The following is a 24,350-nucleotide window of genomic DNA, read 5'->3' as shown; positions in this document are numbered from 1 at the left end:
GGAACTTGGACGATGCGCGTATCTGTCAGCGACGCGAAAGGCCAGCTCACCGAACTGGTAAAGCGAGCGGAAGCCGGGGATGAAGTCATTTTGACCCGTCGCGGCCATGAGATCGCACGGCTTATAGCCGTTGCGGCAGCGCCCGGCCCCAAGGGCCGACGCGCACTGATGGAAAGGGTGAGGGCAACGGCGGCGGCGAAAGCATTACCCGGAGCTAATGCTGCGCGTAGTCAGGACTTTCTTTATGACGACGATGGGATGCCCATATGATCGCCGTCGATACATCCGCGCTCATGGCGATCGTGCTCAATGAGCCCAAAGGCGAAGCTTGCATGACGGCAATCGAACAGTCTGATGAGCTATTGATTTCCGCAGGAACAGTTACTGAAGCCCTCATTGTTGCTACGCGACGGAATGTCGGCGAAGAGGTTGACGCGTTGATTTCCGGGCTCGGCTTCGAAATCGTATCCGTGACAGCCGCTTCCGCACGCCGGGTCGCTAACGCTTACGCCAGATGGGGCAAAGGCATTCACCCAGCTTCGCTCAACTATGGTGACTGCTTTTCCTATGAAGTTGCTCACGAGCATGGCTGTCCCTTGCTCTATGTAGGAGACGACTTCGTTCAAACAGACGTGCGCTCGGTTCTATAATGGTTGACTCCAGCCAAAGCGATATCCGGTTAACCGGCGATGCAATGTATCTCACCGCTATGACTTCTTCGAGAAAGCAGCTTCGGTATCGTTCCACCAAATGAAGTAAGCTGGTTGCACACCCAGGCTGCATCATTTTCCCGTCGGTTCCAGAATAAAGCGCGTGCTAATAACAGCATTTCGCCACCAGAGCCCCTCCCATTCCATCCAATTCCTGGACGTGCTGTCCCGGATGCTTTCCTAATTCCTGATGCGTGTTTCCAGATATTGCTCAATCCGCACTTCAAAAAGGCTCAACCTTCCAGATCCGCCGAAAAACGAGAAACTGTTCGCGCCCCTCGCGTGAAAAAGACATTGATTAAACATCAGACAGACGTTCATGGCGGGTTACGGCCTCAAGAGCTTCCTGATCGCGCAGTCGCTGAACCAGATCGAGAAAGCGTATGGCCCGAACAACTCAATCCTCGACAACTGCCACGTCAGGGTCAGCTTCGCCACCAATGACGAGCGCACCGCTAAGCGCGTATCGGACGCCCTCGGCACCGCGACCGAAATGAAGGCTATGCGCAACTACGCCGGGCACAGATTGGCGCCGTGGCTTGGCCACTTGATGGTCTCGCGATCCGAGACTGCCCGGCCGCTTCTGACGCCTGGAGAAATCATGCAGCTTCCGCCGGCCGACGAGATCGTCATGGTCGCAGGCACGCCGCCGATCCGGGCGAAAAAGGCGCGCTATTTCGAAGATCCGCGCTTCACCGAGCGCGTCCTGCCGCCACCCGCACTCGCAACGCCGGCTGAAGGTCGCGCGAACGATTGGACCGCCTTGCCATTGCCGGCGACACCGACGTTCGAACCTCTCGAATCCGCAGCCGGCGACCATGACGACCCGACGGGCTCGGAAAAGCGCAAGCAGCCCGAGCTGGCCCGTGCGGGGCCAGTCGAGAAGAAGGCGCCGATCGCCAACGAGTTCGATTTCGATGCCGGAGCCGACGAAGCCGATGACGACGCCGTACAGAACCGCCGTCTCGTCCGGGTCATGCAGGGCGTCGCCCGGCAGGTCTCCATGAACCCCAAGGATGGAATGGAGCTTTGAGCGCTATGGCCACAAGAAAGAAGGACCAAATTTCCGTCTATCTCGATCCCGAAGTCAGAAACAATCTCGGCGATTATGCTGCGCGACGGGACCAGTCGATGTCGCTGATCGCCGAAGCGGCGATCGCTTCCTTCCTTTCCCCGGATACGGCAGAGCGACGGGAAGCCGTCATCGCCCGACGGCTCGATCAGCTCGACCGACGCATCGCCCGTCTCGAGCGCGACACCGGCATCGCGGTCGAAACGCTCGCTGTCTTCGTTCGCTTCTGGCTGACGACGACGCCCGCTCTGCCGGAGCCGGCCGCCCAAGCCGCACGAGCCAAGGCCGCCGAACGCTATGAGACCTTCGTCACCGCGCTCGGCCGCCGGCTGGCGAAGGGTCCGGCATTGCGACAGGAGATTGCAGAAGACGTCGCCGCTCGAGAAGACCGAATCGACCAGCCCGCAGACGACGGCGGCGAGACTATTTAGGTCGCCCTTTACCCCGGCCCAAGGTCAAACGATTCCGCCGTTCTCCTGTATTTACACCCTACACTACTACGACGGCCGAAACTTGTTGAACCGGCCGGATTTGAGGCTCTTTTAATCGACCCCGATGCGGGGGGCACCATTTGCGCCCCTTAAGAAATCGGGGCCGACATGACTTCCAACCAGCACAAACCGGAAGCGATCGCACGTGGCGCGCGGATGCTCCGCACCGCCCTCGGCGCGTCTATAGCCCGGTTTCTGGAAGACCCCGCGGTCGTCGAAGTCATGCTGAATCCTGACGGGCGGTTGTGGATCGACCGCTTGTCTGAAGGATTGTCCGATACGGGCGAGCGCCTGACAGCGGCCGATGGCGAACGCATCGTCAGGCTTGTCGCCCACCATGTCGGCACGGAGGTGTATCCGCGCAGCCCGCGCGTCTCGGCCGAACTGCCGGAAACCGGAGAGCGGTTCGAGGGCCTGCTCCCGCCCGTGGTCGCCGCCCCGACCTTCGCCATCCGCAAGCCCGCCGTCGCCGTGTTCACGCTCGACGACTATGTGGCGGCCGGGATCATGGCCGCGGACCAGGCGCAAACATTGCGCGACGCCGTGGCGGCCCGCGCCAATATCCTGGTGGCCGGCGGCACCAGTACGGGCAAGACCACGCTGACCAACGCGCTCCTCGCCGAGGTTGCGAAGACGGACGATCGCGTCGTCATCATCGAGGACACGCGCGAGCTGCAATGCAAGGCGCCCAATCTTGTTGCCATGCGTACGAAGGACGGCGTCGCCACGCTTTCCGATCTGGTCCGGTCCTCTCTGCGCCTCCGTCCCGACCGCATCCCCATCGGCGAGGTGCGCGGTTCGGAAGCCCTTGATCTGCTCAAAGCGTGGGGCACCGGCCACCCTGGCGGTATCGGCACCATCCATGCGGGCACCGGCATTGGCGCACTGCGCCGGCTCGAACAGCTCATCCAGGAAGCCGTGGTCACTGTCCCCCGCGCCCTGATCGCCGAGACCATCGACCTTGTTGCCGTCCTGTCTGGCCGCGGATCCGCGCGCCGGCTCGCCGAACTCGCCCGTGTCGAGGGGCTGGGGCCGGATGGAGACTACCGCATCACTCGCGCAATCGAAACCAGACCAGGAGAACCCGAATGATCCGCACCCTCGCGCGCGGCCATCGCTTCGCCGCGACCGCTGCATCCACCCTTGCCATCAGCCTCATGCTCGCCCCGACCGCCCATGCGTCCGGTTCCTCGATGCCGTGGGAACAGCCCCTACAGCAAATCCTCCAATCCATCGAGGGCCCGGTCGCCAAGATCATCGCCGTCATCATCATCATCGTGACCGGCCTAACCCTTGCGTTCGGCGATACGGGGGGCGGTTTCCGAAAGCTGATCCAGATCGTCTTCGGCCTCTCCATCGCGTTCGCCGCATCGAGCTTCTTCCTGTCGTTCTTCTCGTTCGGCGGCGGGACGCTCGTTTGATGGCGGGAGGTCTTGAACAGCTCGACGCAGTCGCAGGCTTCAGCACCCCGGTCCACCGCGCGTTGACCGAGCATATCCTGCTGGGCGGCGCACCGCGCTCCATCGCGATTCTGAACGGGACGCTGGCCGGGGCCGTGGGCTTGGGCTTGCGGCTCTGGCTGGTTGGTCTCGCCATATGGGCAATCGGTCATTTCGCGGCCGTATGGGCGGCCAAGCGCGATCCCCTCTTTGTCGAGGTCGGCCGCAGGCATCTGCGCATCCCGGCCTTTCTCAACGTTTGAGGGTGCGGCCATGATGAACCTTGCCGAATACCGACGCACTTCCGCCCGTCTGGCGGATTACCTGCCCTGGGCCGCATTGGTCGGCCGCGGCGTCGTCTTGAACAAGGACGGCTCGTTCCAGCGCTCGGCCAAGTTTCGCGGTCCCGACCTCGATTCCGCTGTCGCCGCCGAGCTGGTCGCAGTCGCCGGGCGCATCAATAATGCCGTCCGCCGGCTCGGCTCCGGTTGGAGCATCTTCGTAGAGGCGCAGCGAAGCGAAGCGGCGACCTATCCTGACAGCACCTTTCCCGATGCTGCGTCGGCTTTGGTCGACGCCGAGCGCAAGGCGGCCTTTGAGGAAGCCGGTACGCACTTCGTGTCCGGCTATTTTCTGACCTTCCTCTATCTGCCCCCAGCCGAGGAAGCCGCCCGCGCCGAAACATGGCTTTACGAGGGTCGAGAAAAGACCGGCGTCGATCCGTGGGAAATCCTTCGCGGCTTCGTCGACCGCACCGATCGCGTTCTGGCGCTGCTCGACGGCTTCATGCCGGAGTGCCGCTGGTTGGACGACGGCGAAACGCTGACTTACCTGCATTCCACCATCTCGACCAACCGTCATCGTGTGCGCGTGCCCGAAACGCCGATGCACCTGGACGCGCTGCTCGCCGACCAGCCATTGACCGGAGGGCTGGAGCCGCGTCTCGGGGCGCAACATCTGCGCATCCTGACGATCGTGGGCTTCCCGAACGCAACGACCCCGGGCCTTCTCGATGAGATGAACCGCCTGCCGTTCCCGTACCGGTGGAGCACGCGCGCCATCCTCATGGACAAGACGGACGCGACCCGGCTGCTGACCAAGATCAGGCGCCAATGGTTCGCCAAGCGCAAATCCATCGCCGCGATCTTGAAAGAGGTCATGACGAACGAAGCATCAGCGCTTGTCGACACCGACGCCGCCAACAAGGCGCTCGACGCAGACATGGCCTTGCAAGAGCTCGGCGCGGACGTGGCGGGCATGGCCTACGTCACGGCGACCGTCACTGTTTGGGATACCGATCCGCGCATCGCCGACGAGAAGTTGCGGCTTGTTGAGAAGATCGTTCAGGGGCGTGACTTCACCGCCATGCCCGAAACGGTCAACGCAGTCGATGCCTGGCTTGGCTCATTGCCCGGCCATGCCTACGCCAACGTGCGCCAGTCACCCATCAGCACCTTGAATCTCGCCCATATGATCCCGCTTTCAGCGGTATGGGCGGGGCCGGAACGGGACGAGCATTTCGGTGCGCCCCCCTTGCTTTATGGCAAGACCGAAGGCTCGACCCCGTTCCGGTTATCCATTCACGTCGGCGACGTGGGCCATACCCTTGTCGTCGGCCCGACCGGCGCAGGCAAATCGGTGCTGCTCGCCTGTTGGTTTCCACGCAGAACTGAGCCAGTTAGGCAGATAATTTCCATTGAGAACTGAGCCATGTGAACCTTCCCCCCAACGCGGTGAGCGACGGGGGCAGCGGAGTGATCCACATGGGACTTTTAAACATCATCCGGCGCATGGCGCTGCGAGAGAAGCAGTCGATCCGCGAGATCAGCCGGCGCACCGGTCTGTCGCGCAACACGATCGCGAAGTATTTGAGCGCGGGTACGATAGAGCCGACGTTCACGGTACCGGAACGACCGAGCAAGCTTGATCCTTTTGCCGACAAACTCGCGGCCTGGCTGAAGACCGAGACCGGAAAGTCGCGCAAGCAGCGCCGAACACTGAAGCAGCTTCATTCCGATCTGGTGGTTCTCGGCTTTACCGGCTCCTATGGTCGGGTCGCCGCATTCGCTCGTGATTGGCGGGCTGATCGGCAACGTGAGCAGCAGACGACGGGCCGCGGCATATTCGTTCCGCTGTCTTTCCGACCAGGCGAAGCATTCCAGTTCGATTGGAGTGAGGACTATGCCGTGATAGGCGGCGAGCGCACGAAGCTTCAGGTCGCGCATATCAAGCTATCGCACAGTCGCGCGTTTTTTGTCAGGGCCTACCTGTTGCAGACGCATGAGATGCTGTTTGACGCCCATTGGCACGGCTTCCGCGTGTTTGGCGGCGTGCCTGGTCGTGGCATCTACGATAACATGAAGACAGCGGTCGATCGTGTGGGCCGCGGCAAGGAGCGACAGGTCAACATCCGTTTCCTTGCGATGACGAACCATTACGTCTTTGCGCCAGAGTTCTGCAATCCCGCCGCGGGCTGGGAGAAGGGGCAGGTCGAGAAGAACGTCCAGGATGCCCGACCGCGGCTGTGGCAACAGATGCCCGACTTTCCAGATTTGGGGGCATTGAATATCTGGCTGGAACAGCATTGCCAGGACCTGTGGCGGGAGACAGCGCATGGCACCTTGTCCGGCTCGATCGCGGATGTTTGGGCTGATGAGCGGGCAGCATTGATGGCGCTCCCCGCCATGTTTGACGGCTTCGTCGAGCAGAGCAAGCGCGTCTCGCCGACATGCCTGATCACCTTCGAGCGCAATCGTTACAGCGTGCCTGCGTCTTTTGCGAACCGGCCCGTCAGCCTGAGGATTTATCCCGAGCGACTGGTCGTTGCGGCCGAGGGCAATATCCTTTGCGAACATCCGCGGATCATAGAACGCAGCCACGACAAACCGCCGAGGACGATTTACGACTGGCGCCATTACCTTGCGGTCATCCAGCGCAAGCCTGGAGCACTGCGCAATGGCGCACCCTTCCTGGAATTGCCGCTGGCCTTTCGACAGCTGCAGGAGCAGATGCTGCGCCGCCCTGGTGGTGATCGTGAGATGGCCGATATCCTTGCCCTCGTCCTTCATCACAACGAACAGGCCGTCATCAGTGCTGTGGAATTGGCTTTGGATCAAGGCGTGGCAACCAAAATGCATGTGCTAAACCTGCTGCATATGCTGATCGACGATAAGACGACTGACGGTCCCGACGTCGATACGCCACAGGCACTGACTTTGCTGCGCGAACCCAAGGCCAATGTCGAACGCTATGATGGCCTGCGTGTCCGGATCGTTGGAGGTCGCCATGCGTCATGATCCAGCCAGTGCCGCCGTCGTCATCATGCTGCGAAGCCTGAAGATGTATGGCATGTCCCAAGCCGTCAGTGACCTGATCGAGCAAGGTGCTCCAGCCTTTGATGCAGCCGTGCCGATCCTGTCCCAGTTGCTGAAAGCCGAGATGGCCGAGCGCGAGGTCCGGTCCATCGCCTATCACATGAAGGCTGCCCGCTTTCCAGCCTACAAGGACCTCTCCGGATACGACTTCGCCGCCAGCGAAATCAACGAAGCGACGGTGCGCCAATTGCATAGATGCGAGTTCATCGACGGCGCGCAGAATATCGTGCTTGTCGGCGGACCGGGCACAGGAAAAACACATGTCGCCACCGCCCTCGGCATCCAGGCGATCGAGCATCACCGTCGAAAGGTCCGATTCTTCTCGACCATCGAATTGGTCAACGCGCTTGAGCAGGAGAAGGCTAAAGGCAAGGCGGGGCAGATCGCAGAGACCTTGGTCCGCCTTGATCTGCTCATCCTCGACGAGTTGGGATACCTGCCGTTCAGCGCCTCAGGGGGAGCACTGCTCTTCCACCTTCTGAGCAAGCTCTATGAACGGACGAGCGTTGTGATTACCACCAACCTCAGCTTCAGCGAATGGGCAACCGTCTTCGGCGACGCCAAGATGACAACCGCATTGCTCGATCGTTTGACCCATCGCTGCCATATCCTGGAAACAGGGAACGACAGCTTCCGCTTCAAGGCCAGCTCGGCAGCCGCAGCACAGAAGAGAGGACAAAACGCCAATCCCTTGACTAAACCCTGATCAGAAAACCATACTTAGAGGTGGCTCACTTCTCGGTGGAAAAACTGGCTCAGTTCCGCGTGCAAACCAACAACCCGAGATCTAATATTCGACCCGGCAGGCGGTTGACCATGACCAAACTCAAACTCGGCCCGCTCCCCGACGACAAGCCCGTCAAGGTGACACTGGAGCTGCCGGCGCCGCTTCACCGCGATCTCGTCGCCTATGCCGAAGTGCTGGCCCGTGAAAACGGCCAGCCCGCCGCCGATCCCGTCAGGCTGATCGTGCCGATGCTGGAGCGGTTCATCGGGACAGATCGCGGTTTTGCAAAAGCAAGACGCGCGTCGGGTTTCCCGACGCGACCGGCGTGACGCGTCCTCTGGTCTCCGGCCGAGACATCGCACGCGCGAGACTCAACAACTGCCGAAACGCGGGGTTATCATTCCGCCGCGACCAAACGGCACTGAAGGGCAGGCTCTCGCCAGCCATCTGCCGATACACGACTCCGGGAAATCGCGCGGCCGTCGTCGCTTCGCTCGTCAGCGTCAAGCCACGGCCCAGCGCCACCAACGTCAGCAGATTGTCCCTGCCAACCTTTTGCGGTTCGATCACCGGACTGCGCCCGAGCTCCGCCAGCCGCTGGACCAGATAGTCGCGGATCTCCGGCCCGCCTGCGGCTTCGCTGACGATGAAGCATTCCTCGGCCAGGTCCCTCCAGCCGAGCTCCTCCTTTGCGGAGAGAGGATGCTTGTCCGGCAAGACCGCGAACACGCCTTCCGACCATAGCTGCGTCGTTTCACAATCCTGCCACGCCGCCGTTCCGGTTATGAACGCAACATCAGGGCGCAGCTGCCGCACCGCCGCCACATGTTCCGCTGGATTGCCGTCGACAAAATCCACCCGAACGTCGCCATGTCTCTCGTCATAGGCATGCAGCAGATTGGCCAGAAAACCAGACGCCAGCGATGAGAAAATTCCCACACGCAAGACGCCGGCCTCGCCGCGCCCGATCAAGCCGATACTTTGGGCGCCCTCCTGGATCGTGCGCAGCCCCTGTCTCGCCCTGCGCAGGAAGTTCTGGCCAGCATAGGTCAGCGACACACCATTTGTGCGACGATGGAACAGCGACACCCCGACATGGTCTTCAAGATCGCGAATGCGCCGGCTGATCGCAGATGCGCCAACGCCGATAGCGGCTCCAGCTTTTCGGAAACTGCCGTGCTCGGCGGCGGCCACGAAGTAGCTCAGATGGCGAAGCTCGATTGGACAAGGCCGCTTCGCCATCAGCTAGCTCATTGCAGGCCGGCGTATGTAGCGACACGCGTATTCAAAGCGGGTACGGCCAACCGCTCCCAAACCGAGACCAGCGCCTCGATGAGGTGTTCCTCGTCTGCCGGCGTATGGTGTGGATGAGGGGTTATGCGCAGCCGCTCGGTGCCTCGCGGAACCGTAGGGAAGTTGATCGGCTGCACGTAGATTCCGGATCTCTCCATCAAGTCGTCGGTGACGAGCTTGGCGAGGCCGGCATCGCCGACCATGAGCGGCAGGATGTGGCTGGGGCTGTCAAGAACCGGCAGGCCCGTCGCGGCGAGCCTGTTCTTCACCGACACGACGCGCTCCTGCAGCGCCCTACGCTCGGTTCCGTCGCTCTTGAGGTGTTGCACAGCCGCCCGAACACCCGCCACCGTGGCGGGCGGCAGAGCCGTCGAGAAGATGAAACCCGGTGCATGGCTGCGAACGAAGTCCACCAGTTCCACACTGCCGGAGATATATCCGCCGACACCGCCGAAACCCTTGCTCAACGTGCCCTGAATGACATCGATCCGGTGCATCACGCCGGCCGCCTCTGCGACGCCGCCGCCTCGCGGGCCGTAAAGCCCGACGCTGTGCACCTCGTCGAGATAGGTCAGCGCGCCATAGCGATCCGCCAGATCGCAGATCGCCGCGATCGGAGAATAGTCGCCGTCCATCGAATAGCAGCTTTCGAAGCAGATGATCTTCGGACGTCCGGGAGCGATGCTGCGCAATTGCAGCTCCAGATCCTCGACGTCGTTGTGCCGGAACAGCCGCTTCTCCGCGCCCGAGCGCCGCATGCCCTCGATCATGGAGGCGTGGTTGAGGGTGTCGGACACGAAGACACACTCGGGAAGGATCTTCCCCAGCGTCGACAGCGCCGCGTCGTTGGCCGCATAGCCTGAGGTGAAGACGAGGGCCGCCGCCTTGCCGTGAAGGTCAGCGAGTTCCTCCTCGAGCTTCACATGCTCGCTGCTGGTGCCCGAAATGTTACGCGTGCCGCCAGCTCCCGCGCCGGAGGCGTAAAGCGCCTCGGACGCGGCGGCCACGACATTCGGATGGACGCTCATGCCCAGATAGTCGTTCGAACACCAGATCGTGACATCGCGCCCGGTCCGATGATCGAAAGCACGCACCGGATTGCCGGGTTGGCGTTCAAGATTGGCGAAGATCCGGTAGCGTTCCTCGCGCTTGAGCGCGTCCAAAGTCGATTTGAAGAAATTCGCGTAGTCGAAATCCATTTGTCGTCGTCTTTCGCCTGTGACGTCCGGTTCTTCACAGTGTTTCGCTAGACCAACACTGTTGGCGGCCGTCCATGCTTTGAGGGACGACAGCAGTTTCCATTGACTACCGGTTGGGTCGCGCGGTTGGATGTGCCGGTTACCGGAAATGGGATGGGCCGGCGGTTTGACCTATGCCGTCACCGGATGGGCCTCGACCAGGCGCCGGATGTCATCGCGCACCGCGCCCTCGTCGAAGGCCTGGCCCTGCACTCCCTTCAGCACAGTCAGAATGAGTTCGCCGACCCGACGGAAATCATCCGCATCGAAGCCTCGCGAGGTTCCGGCCGGCGTGCCGAAGCGGATGCCGGATGTGATCGTCGGCGGTTTCGGATCGTAAGGTACGGCATTCTTGTTGGCCGTCAGGCCGAACCGCTCCAACGCCTCCACGGCCTCCTTGCCCGTTATACCGAACGGCTGCAGGTCGACCAGGAGGAGATGGCAATCGGTGCCGTCCGTCACGAGACGCAAACCGCCAGCCGTCAGTGTCTCGGCGAATGCCTTGGCGTTCGCGACGACGGCCTTGGAATAATCGATGAAACCCGGCTGCAACGCCTCGTGGAAGGCCGCGGCCTTACCGGCGATCACATGCATCAGCGGCCCGCCCTGCGTGCCTGGAAAGACCGCTTTATCCACCAGCTTGGCGATCTCGGCGTCATTGGTCAGGACCAGCCCTCCGCGCGGACCGCGCAGCGTCTTGTGCGTGGTAGAGGTGATGACATGGGCATGCGGCACAGGGTCCGGATAGAGCCCGGTGGCGATCAGGCCCGCATAATGCGCGACGTCGGCGACGAGATAGGCGCCGACGTCATCGGCGATCGAGCGCATGCGCGCGAAATCGATGGACCGCGGATAAGCGGAACCGCCGGCGAATATCAGGCGCGGGCGCGCCTTCTGCACGCCGCGCTCCAGCTCGTCATAATCGATCAGCTCATCTTCGCGGCGGACCCCGTAGGCGGAGACGTTGAACCAGCGGCCGGAGAGGCTAACGGGCGAACCGTGAGTCAGATGGCCGCCGCAGGACAGGTCCAGTCCCATGATCGGGTCGCCGGGCTTCAGCAGCGCAAAGAGGACGGCGATGTTCGCGATCGCCCCGGAATGGGGCTGGACGTTCGCGAAGGACGCGCCAAAGAGCTCGCGAACCCGATCGATGGCCACTTGCTCGACCTTGTCGACCGCCTCGCACCCGCCATAGTAGCGCCGGCCCGGATAGCCTTCGGCGTATTTGTTGGTCAGGTGAGAGCCCTGGGCCGCGCGGACGGCCGGGCTGACGATGTTTTCGGATGCGATCAACTCGATATGGTCGTGCTGACGCTGAGCTTCTTCATCAATGGCGGCCGACAGCTCGGCGTCGAGGGCGTTGTTCATTCAGTTAAGTCCTTGTAGCCATTCTGCGAGCATCTTGCGGGCAGCGTCACGCAACGCCGGCCCTAGACGCTCGGCGTCCTTCCGAAGAGTTCCTGGATCGATGCCGGCCGCGGCGAGTTCCACGGCATGTCCGACAAGCCAGCGTTCAATGCCCGCGCAGGCGTTGACCTCGGGATGGAATTGCAGGCCGAGAACATTCCGGCCGAGCGCAAATCCCTGGGTCGCGCACAGCGCGGTCGAGGCGAGATTTTCGGCGCCCTCGGGGATTTCGAAGGCGTCGCCATGCCAATGCAGCACGGAGACGCCCTCCAGGTGACGCAGCGGACCATCACGGCCGGCTTGCGTCAGGGTCAGTTCGGAAAAGCCGATCTCCTTGACGCCGCTCGGCGCGACTTTCGCCCCCAGCGTCGCCGCGATCTGCTGGGCGCCCAGGCAGATGCCGAGCGTCGGCATGTTCGAGGCCAGGCGGGATTCGAGAATCCGCTGCTCGTCCTCAAGAAACGGATAGCTGTCGCCTTCATAGACGCCGACCGGCCCGCCCAGGATTACCAGAAGGCTGGGAAGCAGGGGATCGAGGGTCCACAGCTCGTTCACGCCCAGATCGTAGTAGTGAATTCGGTAGCCGGCGGCAGTCAGCACGGCCTCAAAGGTGCCGAGATCCTCGAAGTCGAGATGTCGAATGGCCACAGCTGTCTTGAGCGTGGCGGGAGGACCTTTCGTCATCGAACAGTCACCCGACCGCCGTGATGTTGGCGCCATGGTTGATGTGAAAGACGGCGCCGCCGATCACGAACGCCGGAACGGATATGACTCCTGCGGCCATCGCCTCGTCGATGCGGTCCTCCTGCTCGCCGAGATGGACGATCTCAACGTCGTACTGGAGGGGATTCAACACGCCCGCAAAGCGTTGCTCGGCATCAACACAAACAGAGCAACCAGCATGATAGAAGACAGCTTTCTCGGCCATGGTCATGGTCTCCGCTCGGGGCCTGCACGAGATCGCGTCAGGCTCCCAAGAAGTCATACAGTCCACGAGTGATCCCAAGGCGTGCCAGTTTGTCGAAGCGGGCTGGGCCGGTTGACGCGACGGCCAACCCGTTCGTCATGGGCCCACGGCATAGGAATGGGCTTCAGCTTTTCCGGAACGCTCGCTCGACGTTGGAGGCGCCAAGGCTGGCGAGAGGCGTCTCGCTCGCAATCGCCCGCTGGCCGACCGCGACCAGCACATCGCTCCCGACTGGCATATAGACGTCCAGGCGCGAGCCGAACCGGATGAGACCGAACCGATCGCCCACGGCGAGACTGTCGCCCAATCTCACCCAATGCACGATTCGGCGGGCGATCAGGCCCGCGATCTGCACAACCGCGATCGGACCTTGCGCAGCGGCGATAACCATGCCGTTGCGCTCATTGTGCTCGCTGGCCTTGTCGAGATCGGCGTTGACGAAACGGCCCGGCGTATAGGCGATGTGGCCCACCGTTCCCGCGATCGGCATACGGTTCACATGGCAGTCGAAAATGCTCATGAACACCGAAATCCTCAGCATTCGCTCCGCCGATAGCTGAAGTTCGGGCGGCGGCGCCACCTCGGCGATCATGCTGATGCGGCCATCGGCCGGAGAGACGATGAGCTCCGGCGACTGCGGGGTGGTGCGCTGAGGATCGCGGAAGAAATAGACGATCCAGGCCGTGACGATCGCGCCGATCCATGCCAGCGGCCCCCAGACGAAGCCGAGGACTAGGGTGACGACCGCGCCGGCGGCGATGAAAGGGTAGCCTGCCCGATGGACGGGAACGAGACTGTCGCGGATCGAGGCGACGATACTCATGAGCCAAGCCTTGCGCCCGAGGCGCGGCTGTTCTTGAGCGAAGAGACCGGACCCGAAGCAGAAAGGTCTCGCGATAGCATCAGGGATCCCATTTTGTCGTCCTTTTGAATGTCACGACGAGCACGTCCCGGTGCCCGTTCGTCGTCTTGTCTCGCGGATAGATCGGCGTGACGCCATGCAGAAGCCGTCGGTCATCGAGCAGCACGGCCTCGAAAGGCTCCTCAAGCGTGAAGGAGGCGATCTCGGCGCCGTCCGGCGCATGGATGCTCGAAACGCCGCCGATCACCTCGCGGCGATCGACCGCCATCATGAAAACCCAGTCGACGCCATCGCGATGCAACCCCTCCGGCGTCGGCAATCCCGCGTGGTCGGAACTGGCTTCGATGCGGAACTGGTGCATGTCCGCGTACCAAAGCCGCTTGTCGCGCGCGCGGTCGAAGAAGCTGTGCGCAGCCCGCAGAACCGCATTGAGAAGGAAGCTGTTGGTCACTGCGCTCTCGACGGGCGCAAACCAGCGCTCGACGCCGCCGTTGAGGGAATTGTGCTCGCGCGCCTGGTAATGCGGCCGGTGCGGCTTGCGCCAGATGAAGTTCGGGCCGATCAGAAAGACCGCAAACCTGCGCCGCCAATAGTCGCCGCCATCGGCCATGTATTCATCCGTCGGCAGCGCATTCCAACTCGCCTTGAAACCTGGCCACTCCACGATGGCCTCGGCATCGAGCATCTGATGCATCACCGCTTGGCTGAGCCGCACGTAGCCATGATCATCCAGAGCTTGTGTAAGATGCGGCGGGATCTGAGGACGGGTCATCCTGCGGCCCTCATTGACCAACGCGCCGGCGCAAGCCATGCGCCCTGGCCGAACGACGACTGAAGACACGCTCCGACACAGGAACGGGGTGCTTCACCAGCGACCGCGCTTCCCCGCAACGGGGCGGCAGCACCCCTGTCATGGGGAATGCGGATCTCATTCAACGTCAGCGATCTCCGTTGGCTATGCGAGACTTCCGACCGCCAATTCTTCCATCGTTCCGCGCACAGGTCCGGATTGGAGAATCCCAATGTGCCGGTTGACGCGGGCTCGACTGGATCGCGGCTGTTTCATCCGGCCTAGCGGTATCGTCGCATCCGGCGCTTCAAATCGAACCCAGCAACACCGAGTTTGCCGCCACAGAGACGCGGAAATCGATCGAATGCCTCCTTGGTGGATTGCAAGATCCCAAGGCTGATCGAACGCATCGGCGACCTGCTGCCCGGAGTGATGAAGTGTCCAACAAGCCGATCAAGCCGTCCCAGCGTCCGCGCAACCCCCATTTTTCGTCCGGGCCCTCGGCGAAACGTCCCGGCTGGTCCACCTCCGCCTTGGACGGCGCCGTCGTCGGGCGATCGCATCGGTCCAAACCCGGCAAGGCGCGGTTGCGCGAGGTGATAGACCGGACCCGGTCGATCCTGGACATCCCGGAGGACTATCGCATCGCCATCGTCCCGGCATCGGATACCGGAGCGGTCGAGATGGCGCTCTGGTCCCTGCTCGGGCCGCGCGGAGTGGATGTGCTTGCATGGGAAAGCTTCGGGCAGGAATGGGTGACTGACATCACCAAGCAGCTTCGGATCGACGATGTGCGCACGATGATCGCCGAGTACGGAGATCTACCGGACCTGTCGCAGGTCGATGGATCGCGCGACCTTGTCTTCACCTGGAACGGAACGACGTCCGGCGTCCGTGTTCCCGACGGCGACTGGATCGCCGAGGATCGATCGGGCCTTGCCATCTGCGACGCGACATCGGCCGCCTTCGCCATGGCGCTGCCGTGGCACAAGCTCGATGTCGTGACCTGGTCCTGGCAGAAGGTGCTCGGCGGCGAAGGCGCTCACGGCATGCTGGTGCTCAGCCCGCGTGCGGTCGAGTGGCTGGAGTCGCATGTACCCGCCTGGCCGATGGCAAAAATCTTTCGCATGACCAAGGGCGCAAAGCTGATCGAGGGCCTCTTCGAGGGTGAGACGATCAACACCCCGTCTATGCTGGCCGTCGAGGACGCGATCGACGGGCTCGCCTGGGCCGCCTCGATCGGAGGGCTGCCCGAGCTTGTCGCAAGATGCGAGGCCAATCTCGAGATCGTCACCGCCTGGGTCAGCCGCAGCCGCTGGGCCGGGTTTCTTGCGCAGCGGGAGGTAACCCGCTCCTGCACCGCGCTCTGCCTTCAGATCGTCGCACCGGAGATCAAGGCGCTCGACGCAGCCGATCAGAACCGGTTCGTCGGCGAGATCGTGCGTCTCCTCAACCTGGAGGGCGTCGCGCACGACATCGGATCCTATCGCGCGGCTCCCCCGGGCCTGAGATTCTGGGGCGGCGCCACGGTGGAGATCGAGGACATGGCGGCCGTCCTGCCCTGGCTGGACTGGGCCTTCGACGCGACGCGCCTCGCCTGGGGCCTGAAAGAGGAAGCCCCGCGCCGGGCGCTTGCGTGATCCGGTGCCCGCCTTGCCCGCCCGTCAGCCCGGCCTCGACAACGTCGCAACGTTCCAGATCGCGGGCGCGGAAGGCGCCGGCAACGGGGTGCTCCGGATCTCGCTTTCCGCCATCCGCGCCAATTACCGCACGATCGCCGCTCATGTCGCGCCCAGCCGTTGCGGTGCGGTGCTCAAGGCAGATGCCTATCGGCTGGGCATCAACCGCGTGGCCCCGGCGCTTTATGCCGCCGGGTGCCGGGACTTCTTCGTCGCCTTGCTGTCCGAGGCGCTCGCCCTCAAGCCTCTTCTTCCAGACGATGCAGCGATCCATGTCCTCCACGGCATCATGCCCGGCAGCGAGAGCCTGTGCGCGGCGGCGGGCATTCGTCCGGCGCTCAACAGTCTCGATCAGGCTGTCGCCTGGGCAGAACGATCCGGCGCGGCAGCAACCGGCATCGGCGCCGCCTTGCAGATCGACACGGGCATGTCCCGGATGGGCCTCCCCGCCGACGAATTGCAGGTGCTCAAGGCGAACCCGGAACTCATCGCGCGACTGGACATCAAGCTGGTGATGAGCCATCTCGCCGTCGCCGACGAGCCCGAACATCCAGGCAACGCCTTGCAGCTCGCCGCGTTCAGGGCAGCAGCACAGGACCTGCCTGAGGCCCCGCGATCGCTGGCGAATTCCGCTGGCATCTTCCTCAGCCCCTCCTACCATTTCGATCTTTGCCGACCGGGCGCCGCACTTTACGGCCTTGTCGTCTCGCCCAAGATGCCGCGGCTCAGACCGGCAGTCGGAGTTTATGGACGGATCGTCCAGCTCCGAACCGTCAGCCCCGGTGCTATGGTCGGCTATGGCTGGACCTTCCGCGCCCGGCGCAACACACGCGTCGCGACCGTCTCGGTCGGTTACGCCGACGGCTTTCTGCGATTTGCCAGCGATCGCAGCGCGATCTGGCTCGGCGAGCACCGGCTGCGCGTCATCGGACGCGTCTCGATGGACAGCCTCACCGTCGACGCCACCGACGTGCCGCCCGACAAGATCAGGCCCGGCGCCTATGTCGAAATTCTCGGGCCACACCAGTCGGCCGAAGACCTCGCCAGCGACGCAGGCACCATCAACTACGAGATCTTGACCAGTCTCGGCATGCGCTATCGGCGCATTTATGTCGATTAGCGATTCGTCCGAAACACTGAAGAATTCGGCGCGCGGTTACACATCGACACCAAGGATGATTTCAAGAAATGCAGGAGCTTCGCGAATAGTCGCTCCTTACCGCGATTGGACGGAAGACCATGCATGCCATTCCCCTGTTCGATGTGAAAAAACAGCTTTCCCTACTGCGCCCGGAGATCGACCGTCGCATCGCCGCCGTCATCGATTCCGGGGTCTTCATCAACGGTCCGGCGGTGAGCGAGCTTGAAGGAAAGCTCGCCGACTTCGCCGGGTGCGCCCATGCTGTCGGCGTCTCGTCGGGCACCCACGCCTTGCAGATCGCGCTGATGGCCGAAGGAATCGGAGCGGGTGACGCCGTGTTCCTTCCCGCCTTCACCTATACGGCCACGGCCGAGGTGCCGCTAGTTCTGGGGGCGACGCCGGTCTTTGTCGATGTCGAGATCAAGACCTTTAATCTCAGTGTCGAAGATCTCGAACGCCGCCTGGATCTCGTCAAGAAGGAGGGGCGGCTGCGACCGCGGGCCGTCATCGGCGCGGATCTGTTCGGTCTGCCGCTCAATTGGCCGGCGATCGAGGCGATCTGCGCGCGCGAGCAGATGTTCGCGCTCGACGATGCCGCGCAGGCTTTTGGCGCCGAGCTCGACGGACGCAGGATCGGTCGCCACGCCCATGCGACCACCCTCTCGTTCTTTCCCACCAAGACCCTGGGCGCGTTCGGAGATGCCGGCGCCATCCTCACCGAGGATGCGGCCCGTGCCGATCTCTACCGCAAGATCCGGTCCCACGGCGAAGGGAATACCCGCTACGAAGTCGAGCGAACCGGCGTCAACGGGCGCATCGACACGATCCAGGCGACGATCCTCGCCGCCAAGATGGACCTGCTCGAAGACGAGTTGCTGCAACGACGCCGCGTCGCCGCCGTGTATGATGCGGCCTTGAGAGGCAAAGTGGGGCTCCAGCAGGCGCAGCCCGGCGCCGTCAACGCCTACGGGCTCTATACCATCCACCTGCCAGACACCGTGGCTCGGACCCGGGTGCAGGAGGCGCTCTCGGCGCAGGGCATCGGCTTTGGGGTCTATTACCCCAAGCCTCTCCACCGACAACCGGCCTATCGTGCCACGCATCAGCGCTCCATAGACGGCGGTCCGCCGCCGCTCGCCGTCAGCGAAGCCTTGTGTAGCCAGGTCCTCTCCCTGCCGATGAACCCCTATATGAGCGAAGCGGACGCCGAGCGGGTCGCCGCGACCGTCATCGCGGCCCTCTGACGATCGTCGCAGCCGAATTCCGCACGGATCGCACCGAGCGGCCCAGCCGACTTCGCGAAACCGGTTCTGCGCGTACTGGCGGCGATCGGCTAGGTGTGTTCGATAACCCCAATTGCTGCGGCCGTGGCCCGGGCGCCCCGCGACCGACGAACGCCGGGCGAAGGACACCATGAAGCACACCGCCGCACCTTATGACATCGAAGCCGTCAGAGCCGATTTCCCCATTCTGAAGCGCGAGGTCAACGGCCTGCCTCTCGTCTATCTGGATTCGGCCGCCTCGGCGCAGAAGCCGCGATCGGTGACGCGCGCGATGGTCGATCTGATCGAGAACGACTACGCCAACGTCCACCGCGGGCTGCATTTCCTCGCCAATCGTTCCACCGAGATCTATGAAGGTGCGCGCGAGACGGCGCGTCGCTACCTCAATGTAGCCTCGCCGCAGGAAGTCATCTTCACCCGTTCGGTGACCGGTGCGCTCAACCTCGTCGCGTCGTCCCTCGGACGCTACCTGCAGCTCGGCGAAGGCGACGAGATCATCCTCTCTGAAATGGAGCACCATTCCAACATCGTGCCATGGCATTTCTGGCGCGAGCGGCACGGTGCGGTGATCCGTTGGGCGCCGGTGGACGATGACGGCAACCTGATCGTCGAGGCGCTGGAGGCGCTGCTGTCGCCGCGCACCAAGGTGGTGTCGATTACCCATATGTCGAACGTGCTCGGCACGGTGACGCCGATCGAGCAGATCGCGGCCCTGTGCCGGGCCCGTGACATCCCCCTTGTCGTCGACGGCGCCCAGGGCGCGGTCCACCTGCCGCTCGACGTGCAGGAACTCGGCGCCGACTTCTATTGCTTCACCGGCCACAAGGTCTACGGCCCGACCGGCATCGGCGTGCTTTATGGACGCATGGAGTGGCTCGAAAGGCTGCCGCCCTTCGAGGGCGGTGGCGAGATGATCGAAACCGTCACCAAGGAGGGCGTCTCCTATAATCACGCCCCGCATCGCTTCGAGGCAGGCACGCCGCCGATCATCGAGGCGGCCGGTCTCGGCGCCGCCCTCGACTACGTGTCGGCGCTCGGTCGCGAGGCCATTCTGGCCCATGAGACGGCCCTCAAGGACTACGCCCATGCCAGGCTCGACGACTTCGGCGGCATCCAGATTTACGGTCGCGCTGAGCACAAGGGTTCGATCGTCGCCTTCAATCTCGAGGGCGCCCACGCCCATGACGTGGCGACCATCGTCGATCGCGCCGGCGTCGCCATACGCGCCGGTACACACTGCGCCTCGCCGCTGCTCACCCGGCTCGGCACGAGCTCTTCCTGCCGAGCCTCCTTCGGCCTCTACAGCACCCGGGCCGAAATCGACGCACTGATCGAGGCCCTGGCACGGGCGCGGCGGATTCTTCTGTCATGAGTGCGGCCGGACTGAACTCGCTGCGCCATGGTCCCGACGAGAACGGCAAGTTCGGCATATATGGCGGCCGCTTCGTCTCCGAGACGCTGATGCCCCTGATCCACGAGTTGCAACGCGCCTACGAAGAGGCGCGTGGCGATCCCGCGTTTCAGACGGAGATGCAGGCGCATCTCAAGACCTTCGTCGGCCGCCCGTCGCCGCTCTACCTCGCCGAAGGCCTGACCGAGCGGTTCGGCGGCGCGAAGATCTATTTCAAGCGCGAGGACCTCAATCACACCGGCGCGCACAAGGTCAACAACGTGCTCGGACAGATCATGCTCGCGCGCCGAATGGGCAAGCGGCGGGTCATAGCGGAGACCGGCGCCGGCATGCACGGCGTCGCCGCGGCGACGCTTTGCGCCCGCTTCGGGCTCGACTGCGTCGTCTATATGGGCGCGGTCGATGTCGCCCGTCAGGAAGCCAATGTGGCCCGGATGCGAATTCTCGGGGCCGAGATATGTCCGGTGCATTCCGGCTCGGCCACGCTCAAGGACGCCATGAACGAGGCCCTGCGCGACTGGGTGACCAATGTGACGGACACCTTCTACTGCATCGGTACGGTCGCCGGCCCGCACCCCTATCCGATGATGGTGCGCGACTTTCAGGCGGTCATCGGAGACGAGACGCGCCAGCAGGTCCTCGAGGCCGAGGGCCGCCTGCCCAATGCGCTGCTCGCCTGCATCGGTGGCGGCTCGAACGCCATGGGCCTCTTTCATCCGTTCCTGGACGATCCCGACGTCGCCATCTTCGGCGTCGAGGCCGCGGGTCTCGGCCTGGACAGCGCCCATGCGGCGGCGATCGCCGGTGGCCGCCCTGGCGTGCTTCACGGCAACCGCACCTACCTGCTCATGGACGAGGACGGCCAGATCCAGGAGGCCCACTCGATCTCGGCCGGGCTCGACTATCCCGGCATAGGGCCCGAGCACGCCTGGCTGCATGACATCGGCCGCGTTACCTTCCTCTCGGCGACCGATGCCGAGGCGCTGGAGGCCTTCCGTCTATGCTCGCGTGTCGAGGGCATCATACCGGCGCTGGAGGCGGCCCACGCGCTGGCGCGACTGCCCGAGGTCGCAGGGTCGCGGCCGAAGGACCATGTCGTGATCGTCAACATCTCGGGTCGCGGCGACAAGGATCTGGCCTCGGTGCTCTCGCCCGAGAAGGCCCAACACAGCTCGACACGATCGGCCGCATAAGGAACGCAAGGATGAAAGGCAGAGAAGCACCCCAACGCACGATCCTCATCGACGGCAGGCCGCTGCCGGAGACGCTCGATGAAGCGATGATCGAGGACGTGATCCACGCCTTCTACGGCCGCATCCGCGACGATGACCTGGTGGGGCCGATATTCCATCGGGTGATCGCCGCGGATCAATGGCCGCGCCATCTCGCCAGCATGTGCGATTTCTGGTCCGGGATGCTGCTCCACACCGGACGATACGAAGGAAGTCCTCTACCCGCGCATCTGGCCATCCCCGAGCTGGAAGAGGCGCATTTCAGGCGATGGCTGTCCCTCTTCAAGCAGACGGCCGACCACCGGTGCCCGCCGGACGTCGCGGCGCTGTTCATGGACAGGGCCTTGCGTGTGGCCCACTCATTCCGGCTCGCCATCGCCTTCGATCGCAAGCTCGATACCCTGACCATCACGCCGATCACGAGCGACAGCCTGTAGCGCTTCCCCACAGAATTATCGGCTGACGGTGTTTGCGAGCACGGCGTTGAGCGCCTCGACAAACTGCGGCACGTTTGCCTCGGTCAGCCCGGCGACGTTAATCCGTCCCGAACCCGCCATATAGATTCCGTGATCCCGCCGCATGGCCTCGACATGTTGCGGCGACAGCGGCAGCAGAGCGAACAGCCCGTTCTTGGACACAAGATAGGCAAGACGGGCATCCGCGACGGCCAATGCGCGCCGGACGGAATCGAGTATAGCGCGACAATCTTGGAGAGAAGCGCGCGACAATCTGGATGAGAATCTGGTGTCGCGGCGATGGTGATGATTGCGGCATTGATTGCCGCGCGCAAGAGCCTTTCTCAGATTGTTTGTCGCGGAGCGTCAATCAGGAGCGATGTTGGCGGGAGTCGCATATGACGCCGGTCGCCCTGGGCCGCTCCTGCGCTCGACAGCTTCGCGCCGCCTGTAGCTTTCGACGTTCATCTCGAAGATGGTGGCGTGGTGAACGAGGCGGTCGACGGCGGCGAGCGTCAAGGCGGGATCGGGGAAGATCTTCTCCCATGCGCCGAAGGGCTGGTTGGCGGTGATCAGCGTCGACCGCCGCTCATAGCGGGCGCTGATGAGCTCGAACAACACACTGGTCTCGGCCTGGTCCTTGGTGACGTAGGCGAGATCGTCGAGGATCAGCAGGTGGAACTTGTCGAGCTTGGCGAGCGCGCTCTCGAGCGCCAGCTCACGGCGAGCGACCTGCAGCTTCTGGACGAGGTCGGTGGTTCTGGTGAAGAGCACCCTGTAGCCGTTCTCGATGAGCGCCAGGCCGATGGCCGAGGCGAGATGGCTCTTGCCGCCGCCGGGCGGGCCGAACAGGAGCAGGTTGGCTCCTTTCTCCAGCCAGCTGTCGCCGGCGACGATCGCCATGACCTGGGCCTTGGAGATCATCGGCACAGCTTCGAATTCGAAGGTGTCGAGTGTCTTTCCAGGCAAGAGGCGGGCCTCGGCGAGATGACGCTCCATGCGGCGGCGGTCGCGTTCGGCCAGTTCATGCTCGGCGAGTGCGGCCAGGAAGCGGGCGGCAGGCCAGCCCTCCTTATCGGCCTGTTCGGCAAATTGCGGCCAGATCACCTTGCTCGCCGGCAGGCGCAGTTCATTGAGGAGCAGGCTCAGCTTCGCGGCATCGACGATGTTCTCCTTCATGCTGCGTCTCCGGTCTGACGGGTGCCGATCAGCGTCTCGTAGGCATCGAGCGTCCCGAGGCGCACGATGACGTTCGGCAGCTGTGCGGGATCGGGTGCGAACCGTTCCCGCAAGGCGGTCATGTCAGGCAGCAGCCGGGCTTCGATGCATTGGGAGAGCTGATTGGCCAGTTCGCTCTCGCAGCCGCGCTCATGGGCGATGGAGAGTAGCTCGACCATGATGCGACAGGCCTGTCGTTCCGGCAGGCGCTCGATGAGAAGATCGAAGGTTCGCCGGTAGGCCTCGCGCGGAAACAGCTGGTCACGATAGACGAGGTTCAGCAGCGCCATCGGCTTGCGGCGCAGCGAATGAATGACGTGGCGATAATTGACGACCTGGTCGTGCTTGCCGGACCGTGACGCGCGCCCTCGCTGCAGTGTCGTCAGATGCGTGCCGCCGATGAAGACATCCAGCCGATCGTCGTAAAGGCGCACCCTGAGCCGGTGGCCGATCAGGCGCGAGGGCACGGTGTAGAACACCTTGCGCAGCGTGAAACCACCCGCCGACGTGACGCGGACGGTGACTTCCTCATAGTCGGTGGTGCGACGGTCGGGCAGTTCCTTCAGTTCTGAACGTTCAATGTCGATGCGCTTGGAATTGCGGGCATTGCAGCGGCTGACGATCTCGTCGATGAAGCGGCGGTAGGTGGCCAGGTCGTCGAAATCGCGCGAACCTCTTAGCAGCAACGCATCCTCGATCGCCCGTTTGAGATGACCATGCGGCCCCTCGACGGAGCCATTCTCGTGAGCGATGCCGCGATTGTTGCGGGTCGGCGTCATGCCGTAATGGGCACAAAACTCCTCGTAGCGGCGTGTCAGATCCTCGCGCGCCTCCTTGTCGAGATTGCGGAACGCGGCCGACAGGCTGTCGCTGCGATGTTCATGGGGAGCACCACCAAGCAGCCACAGCGCGTTCTGCAGGCCTTCCGCCAACGCCACGAAACTCTCGCCGCCGAGGACGACATGGGCGTGCTCGAAACCGGAATAGGCGAGCCGGAAATGATAGAGCCGGTGATCGAGGGGCTGGCCTGCAACCGTGATGGCGAGACTGGCCATGTCGGTGAAATCCGACAGGCCGACGCGACCCGGCGCATGGGCTTGGCGGAAGATGACCTCCTGTTCTTCGCCGTGGATGGCCCGCCAGGAGCGGACGCGCCGCTCCAATGTTCGGCGGATGCCGCTGCCCAGTTCGGGATGCCGCCGCAGCATCTCCTCGAAGATGGCGACAGGACGGATACCCGGTGCCGCCTTCAACAACGGAACCACCTCCGCGTGGAAAATATCCGCAAGCGGATCGGGACGTCGCCGACCTCGCGGCACCTTCTTCTGCGACGGCAATCTCGGATCGCTCTCGATGCGATAGGCCGTGGCGACACTGATCGACGCCTTCGCTGCCGCGACGGCGGTCGTGCTGGTCTGTCTAAGCTTCATGTAGAGCCTCATCTGGTGATCGGTTACGTGGCAGCCGGGCACAAGGCGATTCCCCCAATCGGAAAAACCACCGGAATACCAGGCCAACCGCGACCACCAGACAAACGCACCCGAAAAGAGCGCGCCGCCGA

The 24,350-nt window shown here is 63.3% G+C and carries 24 protein-coding genes and 3 pseudogenes; 17 read left to right on the top strand and 10 right to left on the bottom strand.

What is annotated here, in order from left to right:
- Window positions 1-12: 12 nt before the first annotated feature.
- The 11 genes and pseudogenes from CQZ93_RS25310 (at window position 13) to CQZ93_RS25260 (ending at window position 8,142) form a co-directional block, all read left to right on the top strand.
- Entirely contained in the window at window positions 13-270 is a 258-nt protein-coding gene (locus tag CQZ93_RS25310; protein ID WP_105545368.1) for a type II toxin-antitoxin system Phd/YefM family antitoxin, read from the top strand.
- Window positions 267-650 (top strand): type II toxin-antitoxin system VapC family toxin, encoded by a 384-nt coding sequence (locus tag CQZ93_RS25305; protein WP_105545367.1) that lies wholly within the window; start codon window positions 267-269, stop codon window positions 648-650. The genes CQZ93_RS25310 and CQZ93_RS25305 overlap by 4 nt, the downstream gene beginning before the upstream one ends.
- Before the next feature lie 376 nt (window positions 651-1,026).
- A pseudogene (locus CQZ93_RS25300) lies at window positions 1,027-1,743 on the top strand (type IV secretory system conjugative DNA transfer family protein); the annotation flags it as partial.
- Window positions 1,744-1,748: 5 nt separating this feature from the next.
- The gene (locus CQZ93_RS25295; protein WP_105545366.1) at window positions 1,749-2,213 is read left to right on the top strand and encodes a CopG family transcriptional regulator; all 465 of its coding nucleotides are present in this window, start codon (window positions 1,749-1,751) and stop codon (window positions 2,211-2,213) included.
- Window positions 2,214-2,381: 168 nt separating this feature from the next.
- Window positions 2,382-3,365: a P-type conjugative transfer ATPase TrbB gene (gene trbB / locus CQZ93_RS25290; protein WP_105545365.1), complete on the top strand. Its 984-nt coding sequence runs from the start codon at window positions 2,382-2,384 to the stop codon at window positions 3,363-3,365.
- Window positions 3,362-3,694: a TrbC/VirB2 family type IV secretion system protein gene (locus CQZ93_RS25285; RefSeq protein ID WP_105545364.1), complete on the top strand. Its 333-nt coding sequence runs from the start codon at window positions 3,362-3,364 to the stop codon at window positions 3,692-3,694. Before trbB ends, CQZ93_RS25285 begins: the two co-directional genes overlap by 4 nt.
- Window positions 3,694-3,975, top strand: coding sequence for a VirB3 family type IV secretion system protein (locus tag CQZ93_RS25280; protein WP_105545363.1), 282 nt, complete (start codon window positions 3,694-3,696; stop codon window positions 3,973-3,975). Before CQZ93_RS25285 ends, CQZ93_RS25280 begins: the two co-directional genes overlap by 1 nt.
- 10 nt (window positions 3,976-3,985) lie before the next feature.
- A pseudogene (locus CQZ93_RS25275) lies at window positions 3,986-5,362 on the top strand (conjugal transfer protein TrbE); the annotation flags it as partial.
- A gap of 113 nt (window positions 5,363-5,475) precedes the next feature.
- Complete coding sequence (istA, locus tag CQZ93_RS25270) at window positions 5,476-7,008, top strand: IS21 family transposase (protein ID WP_032963552.1); 1,533 nt, start codon at window positions 5,476-5,478, stop codon at window positions 7,006-7,008.
- Window positions 6,998-7,792 (top strand): IS21-like element helper ATPase IstB, encoded by a 795-nt coding sequence (gene istB, locus CQZ93_RS25265; RefSeq protein WP_036589678.1) that lies wholly within the window; start codon window positions 6,998-7,000, stop codon window positions 7,790-7,792. Before istA (CQZ93_RS25270) ends, istB (CQZ93_RS25265) begins: the two co-directional genes overlap by 11 nt.
- A 110-nt stretch (window positions 7,793-7,902) precedes the next feature.
- Window positions 7,903-8,142 carry a DUF2274 domain-containing protein gene (locus CQZ93_RS25260; protein ID WP_105545362.1) on the top strand — a complete coding sequence of 80 codons (240 nt, stop codon included), beginning with the start codon at window positions 7,903-7,905 and terminating at the stop codon, window positions 8,140-8,142.
- Here CQZ93_RS25260 and CQZ93_RS25255 read toward each other — a convergent pair.
- The 7 genes and pseudogenes from CQZ93_RS25255 to CQZ93_RS25225 form a co-directional block, all read right to left on the bottom strand.
- Window positions 8,075-9,055 carry a LysR family transcriptional regulator gene (locus CQZ93_RS25255; protein ID WP_105545361.1) on the bottom strand — a complete coding sequence of 327 codons (981 nt, stop codon included), beginning with the start codon at window positions 9,053-9,055 and terminating at the stop codon, window positions 8,075-8,077. The genes CQZ93_RS25260 and CQZ93_RS25255 overlap by 68 nt on opposite strands.
- Window positions 9,056-9,063: 8 nt before the next feature.
- Window positions 9,064-10,305: a 5-aminolevulinate synthase gene (hemA, locus tag CQZ93_RS25250; protein WP_105545360.1), complete on the bottom strand. Its 1,242-nt coding sequence runs from the start codon at window positions 10,303-10,305 to the stop codon at window positions 9,064-9,066.
- Between the two features lie 171 nt (window positions 10,306-10,476).
- Window positions 10,477-11,712 (bottom strand): serine hydroxymethyltransferase, encoded by a 1,236-nt coding sequence (gene glyA, locus CQZ93_RS25245; RefSeq protein ID WP_105545359.1) that lies wholly within the window; start codon window positions 11,710-11,712, stop codon window positions 10,477-10,479.
- Window positions 11,713-12,435: a glutamine amidotransferase gene (locus CQZ93_RS25240; protein WP_105545358.1), complete on the bottom strand. Its 723-nt coding sequence runs from the start codon at window positions 12,433-12,435 to the stop codon at window positions 11,713-11,715.
- A gap of 7 nt (window positions 12,436-12,442) precedes the next feature.
- A complete protein-coding gene (locus CQZ93_RS25235) occupies window positions 12,443-12,679 on the bottom strand; it encodes a thioredoxin domain-containing protein (protein WP_105545357.1) in 237 nt (78 codons plus the stop codon).
- A gap of 163 nt (window positions 12,680-12,842) precedes the next feature.
- Window positions 12,843-13,544, bottom strand: a pseudogene (locus CQZ93_RS25230) (phosphatidylserine decarboxylase); the annotation flags it as partial.
- A gap of 76 nt (window positions 13,545-13,620) precedes the next feature.
- On the bottom strand, window positions 13,621-14,352 hold the full coding sequence (locus CQZ93_RS25225) for a 2OG-Fe dioxygenase family protein (RefSeq protein ID WP_181153532.1): 732 nt from the start codon (window positions 14,350-14,352) through the stop codon (window positions 13,621-13,623).
- 455 nt (window positions 14,353-14,807) lie between these two features.
- Here CQZ93_RS25225 and CQZ93_RS25220 point away from each other — a divergent pair, with 455 nt between their 5' ends.
- The 6 genes from CQZ93_RS25220 (at window position 14,808) to CQZ93_RS25195 (ending at window position 21,553) form a co-directional block, all read left to right on the top strand.
- Entirely contained in the window at window positions 14,808-16,010 is a 1,203-nt protein-coding gene (locus CQZ93_RS25220; protein WP_105545354.1) for a phosphoserine transaminase, read from the top strand.
- Window positions 16,011-16,068: 58 nt separating this feature from the next.
- The gene (gene alr / locus CQZ93_RS25215; RefSeq protein ID WP_105545524.1) at window positions 16,069-17,169 is read left to right on the top strand and encodes an alanine racemase; all 1,101 of its coding nucleotides are present in this window, start codon (window positions 16,069-16,071) and stop codon (window positions 17,167-17,169) included.
- 119 nt (window positions 17,170-17,288) lie between these two features.
- Window positions 17,289-18,434 carry a DegT/DnrJ/EryC1/StrS family aminotransferase gene (locus tag CQZ93_RS25210; RefSeq protein ID WP_105545353.1) on the top strand — a complete coding sequence of 382 codons (1,146 nt, stop codon included), beginning with the start codon at window positions 17,289-17,291 and terminating at the stop codon, window positions 18,432-18,434.
- Window positions 18,435-18,603: 169 nt separating this feature from the next.
- Entirely contained in the window at window positions 18,604-19,845 is a 1,242-nt protein-coding gene (locus CQZ93_RS25205; protein WP_105545352.1) for a cysteine desulfurase, read from the top strand.
- Complete coding sequence (trpB, locus tag CQZ93_RS25200; protein ID WP_105545351.1) at window positions 19,842-21,077, top strand: tryptophan synthase subunit beta; 1,236 nt, start codon at window positions 19,842-19,844, stop codon at window positions 21,075-21,077. The genes CQZ93_RS25205 and trpB overlap by 4 nt, the downstream gene beginning before the upstream one ends.
- 11 nt (window positions 21,078-21,088) lie before the next feature.
- Complete coding sequence (locus tag CQZ93_RS25195) at window positions 21,089-21,553, top strand: group III truncated hemoglobin (protein WP_105545350.1); 465 nt, start codon at window positions 21,089-21,091, stop codon at window positions 21,551-21,553.
- A gap of 15 nt (window positions 21,554-21,568) precedes the next feature.
- Here the strand turns inward: CQZ93_RS25195 and CQZ93_RS26500 are convergent, their stop codons facing one another.
- The 3 genes from CQZ93_RS26500 to istA (CQZ93_RS25180) form a co-directional block, all read right to left on the bottom strand.
- Window positions 21,569-21,844: an aminotransferase class I/II-fold pyridoxal phosphate-dependent enzyme gene (locus tag CQZ93_RS26500; protein ID WP_181153531.1), complete on the bottom strand. Its 276-nt coding sequence runs from the start codon at window positions 21,842-21,844 to the stop codon at window positions 21,569-21,571.
- 93 nt (window positions 21,845-21,937) lie between these two features.
- Entirely contained in the window at window positions 21,938-22,750 is an 813-nt protein-coding gene (gene istB, locus CQZ93_RS25185) for an IS21-like element helper ATPase IstB (RefSeq protein ID WP_105545348.1), read from the bottom strand.
- The gene (gene istA / locus CQZ93_RS25180; RefSeq protein WP_105545523.1) at window positions 22,747-24,261 is read right to left on the bottom strand and encodes an IS21 family transposase; all 1,515 of its coding nucleotides are present in this window, start codon (window positions 24,259-24,261) and stop codon (window positions 22,747-22,749) included. Before istA (CQZ93_RS25180) ends, istB (CQZ93_RS25185) begins: the two co-directional genes overlap by 4 nt.
- Window positions 24,262-24,350: the final 89 nt, after the last annotated feature.

It is taken from the genome of Ochrobactrum vermis (genome assembly GCF_002975205.1).
Lineage (GTDB): Bacteria > Pseudomonadota > Alphaproteobacteria > Rhizobiales > Rhizobiaceae > Brucella > Brucella vermis.
The sequence above is the reverse complement of the archived record's forward strand: the minus strand, read 5'-3'. Positions and strand labels throughout refer to the sequence as shown.

Excerpts from the sequence above, each read along its gene's own strand:
- CQZ93_RS25310 (WP_105545368.1), top strand. The coding sequence starts at position 13 with ATGCGCGTATCTGTCAGCGACGCGAAAGGCCAGCTCACCGAACTGGTA.
- CQZ93_RS25305 (WP_105545367.1), top strand. The coding sequence starts at position 267 with ATGATCGCCGTCGATACATCCGCGCTCATGGCGATCGTGCTCAATGAG.
- CQZ93_RS25295 (WP_105545366.1), top strand. The coding sequence starts at position 1,749 with ATGGCCACAAGAAAGAAGGACCAAATTTCCGTCTATCTCGATCCCGAA.
- trbB (WP_105545365.1), top strand. The coding sequence starts at position 2,382 with ATGACTTCCAACCAGCACAAACCGGAAGCGATCGCACGTGGCGCGCGG.
- CQZ93_RS25285 (WP_105545364.1), top strand. The coding sequence starts at position 3,362 with ATGATCCGCACCCTCGCGCGCGGCCATCGCTTCGCCGCGACCGCTGCA.
- CQZ93_RS25280 (WP_105545363.1), top strand. The coding sequence starts at position 3,694 with ATGGCGGGAGGTCTTGAACAGCTCGACGCAGTCGCAGGCTTCAGCACC.
- istA (WP_032963552.1), top strand. The coding sequence starts at position 5,476 with ATGGGACTTTTAAACATCATCCGGCGCATGGCGCTGCGAGAGAAGCAG.
- istB (WP_036589678.1), top strand. The coding sequence starts at position 6,998 with ATGCGTCATGATCCAGCCAGTGCCGCCGTCGTCATCATGCTGCGAAGC.
- CQZ93_RS25260 (WP_105545362.1), top strand. The coding sequence starts at position 7,903 with ATGACCAAACTCAAACTCGGCCCGCTCCCCGACGACAAGCCCGTCAAG.
- CQZ93_RS25255 (WP_105545361.1), bottom strand. The coding sequence starts at position 9,055 with ATGGCGAAGCGGCCTTGTCCAATCGAGCTTCGCCATCTGAGCTACTTC.
- hemA (WP_105545360.1), bottom strand. The coding sequence starts at position 10,305 with ATGGATTTCGACTACGCGAATTTCTTCAAATCGACTTTGGACGCGCTC.
- glyA (WP_105545359.1), bottom strand. The coding sequence starts at position 11,712 with ATGAACAACGCCCTCGACGCCGAGCTGTCGGCCGCCATTGATGAAGAA.
- CQZ93_RS25240 (WP_105545358.1), bottom strand. The coding sequence starts at position 12,435 with ATGACGAAAGGTCCTCCCGCCACGCTCAAGACAGCTGTGGCCATTCGA.
- CQZ93_RS25235 (WP_105545357.1), bottom strand. The coding sequence starts at position 12,679 with ATGGCCGAGAAAGCTGTCTTCTATCATGCTGGTTGCTCTGTTTGTGTT.
- CQZ93_RS25225 (WP_181153532.1), bottom strand. The coding sequence starts at position 14,352 with ATGACCCGTCCTCAGATCCCGCCGCATCTTACACAAGCTCTGGATGAT.
- CQZ93_RS25210 (WP_105545353.1), top strand. The coding sequence starts at position 17,289 with ATGCATGCCATTCCCCTGTTCGATGTGAAAAAACAGCTTTCCCTACTG.
- CQZ93_RS25205 (WP_105545352.1), top strand. The coding sequence starts at position 18,604 with ATGAAGCACACCGCCGCACCTTATGACATCGAAGCCGTCAGAGCCGAT.
- trpB (WP_105545351.1), top strand. The coding sequence starts at position 19,842 with ATGAGTGCGGCCGGACTGAACTCGCTGCGCCATGGTCCCGACGAGAAC.
- CQZ93_RS25195 (WP_105545350.1), top strand. The coding sequence starts at position 21,089 with ATGAAAGGCAGAGAAGCACCCCAACGCACGATCCTCATCGACGGCAGG.
- istB (WP_105545348.1), bottom strand. The coding sequence starts at position 22,750 with ATGAAGGAGAACATCGTCGATGCCGCGAAGCTGAGCCTGCTCCTCAAT.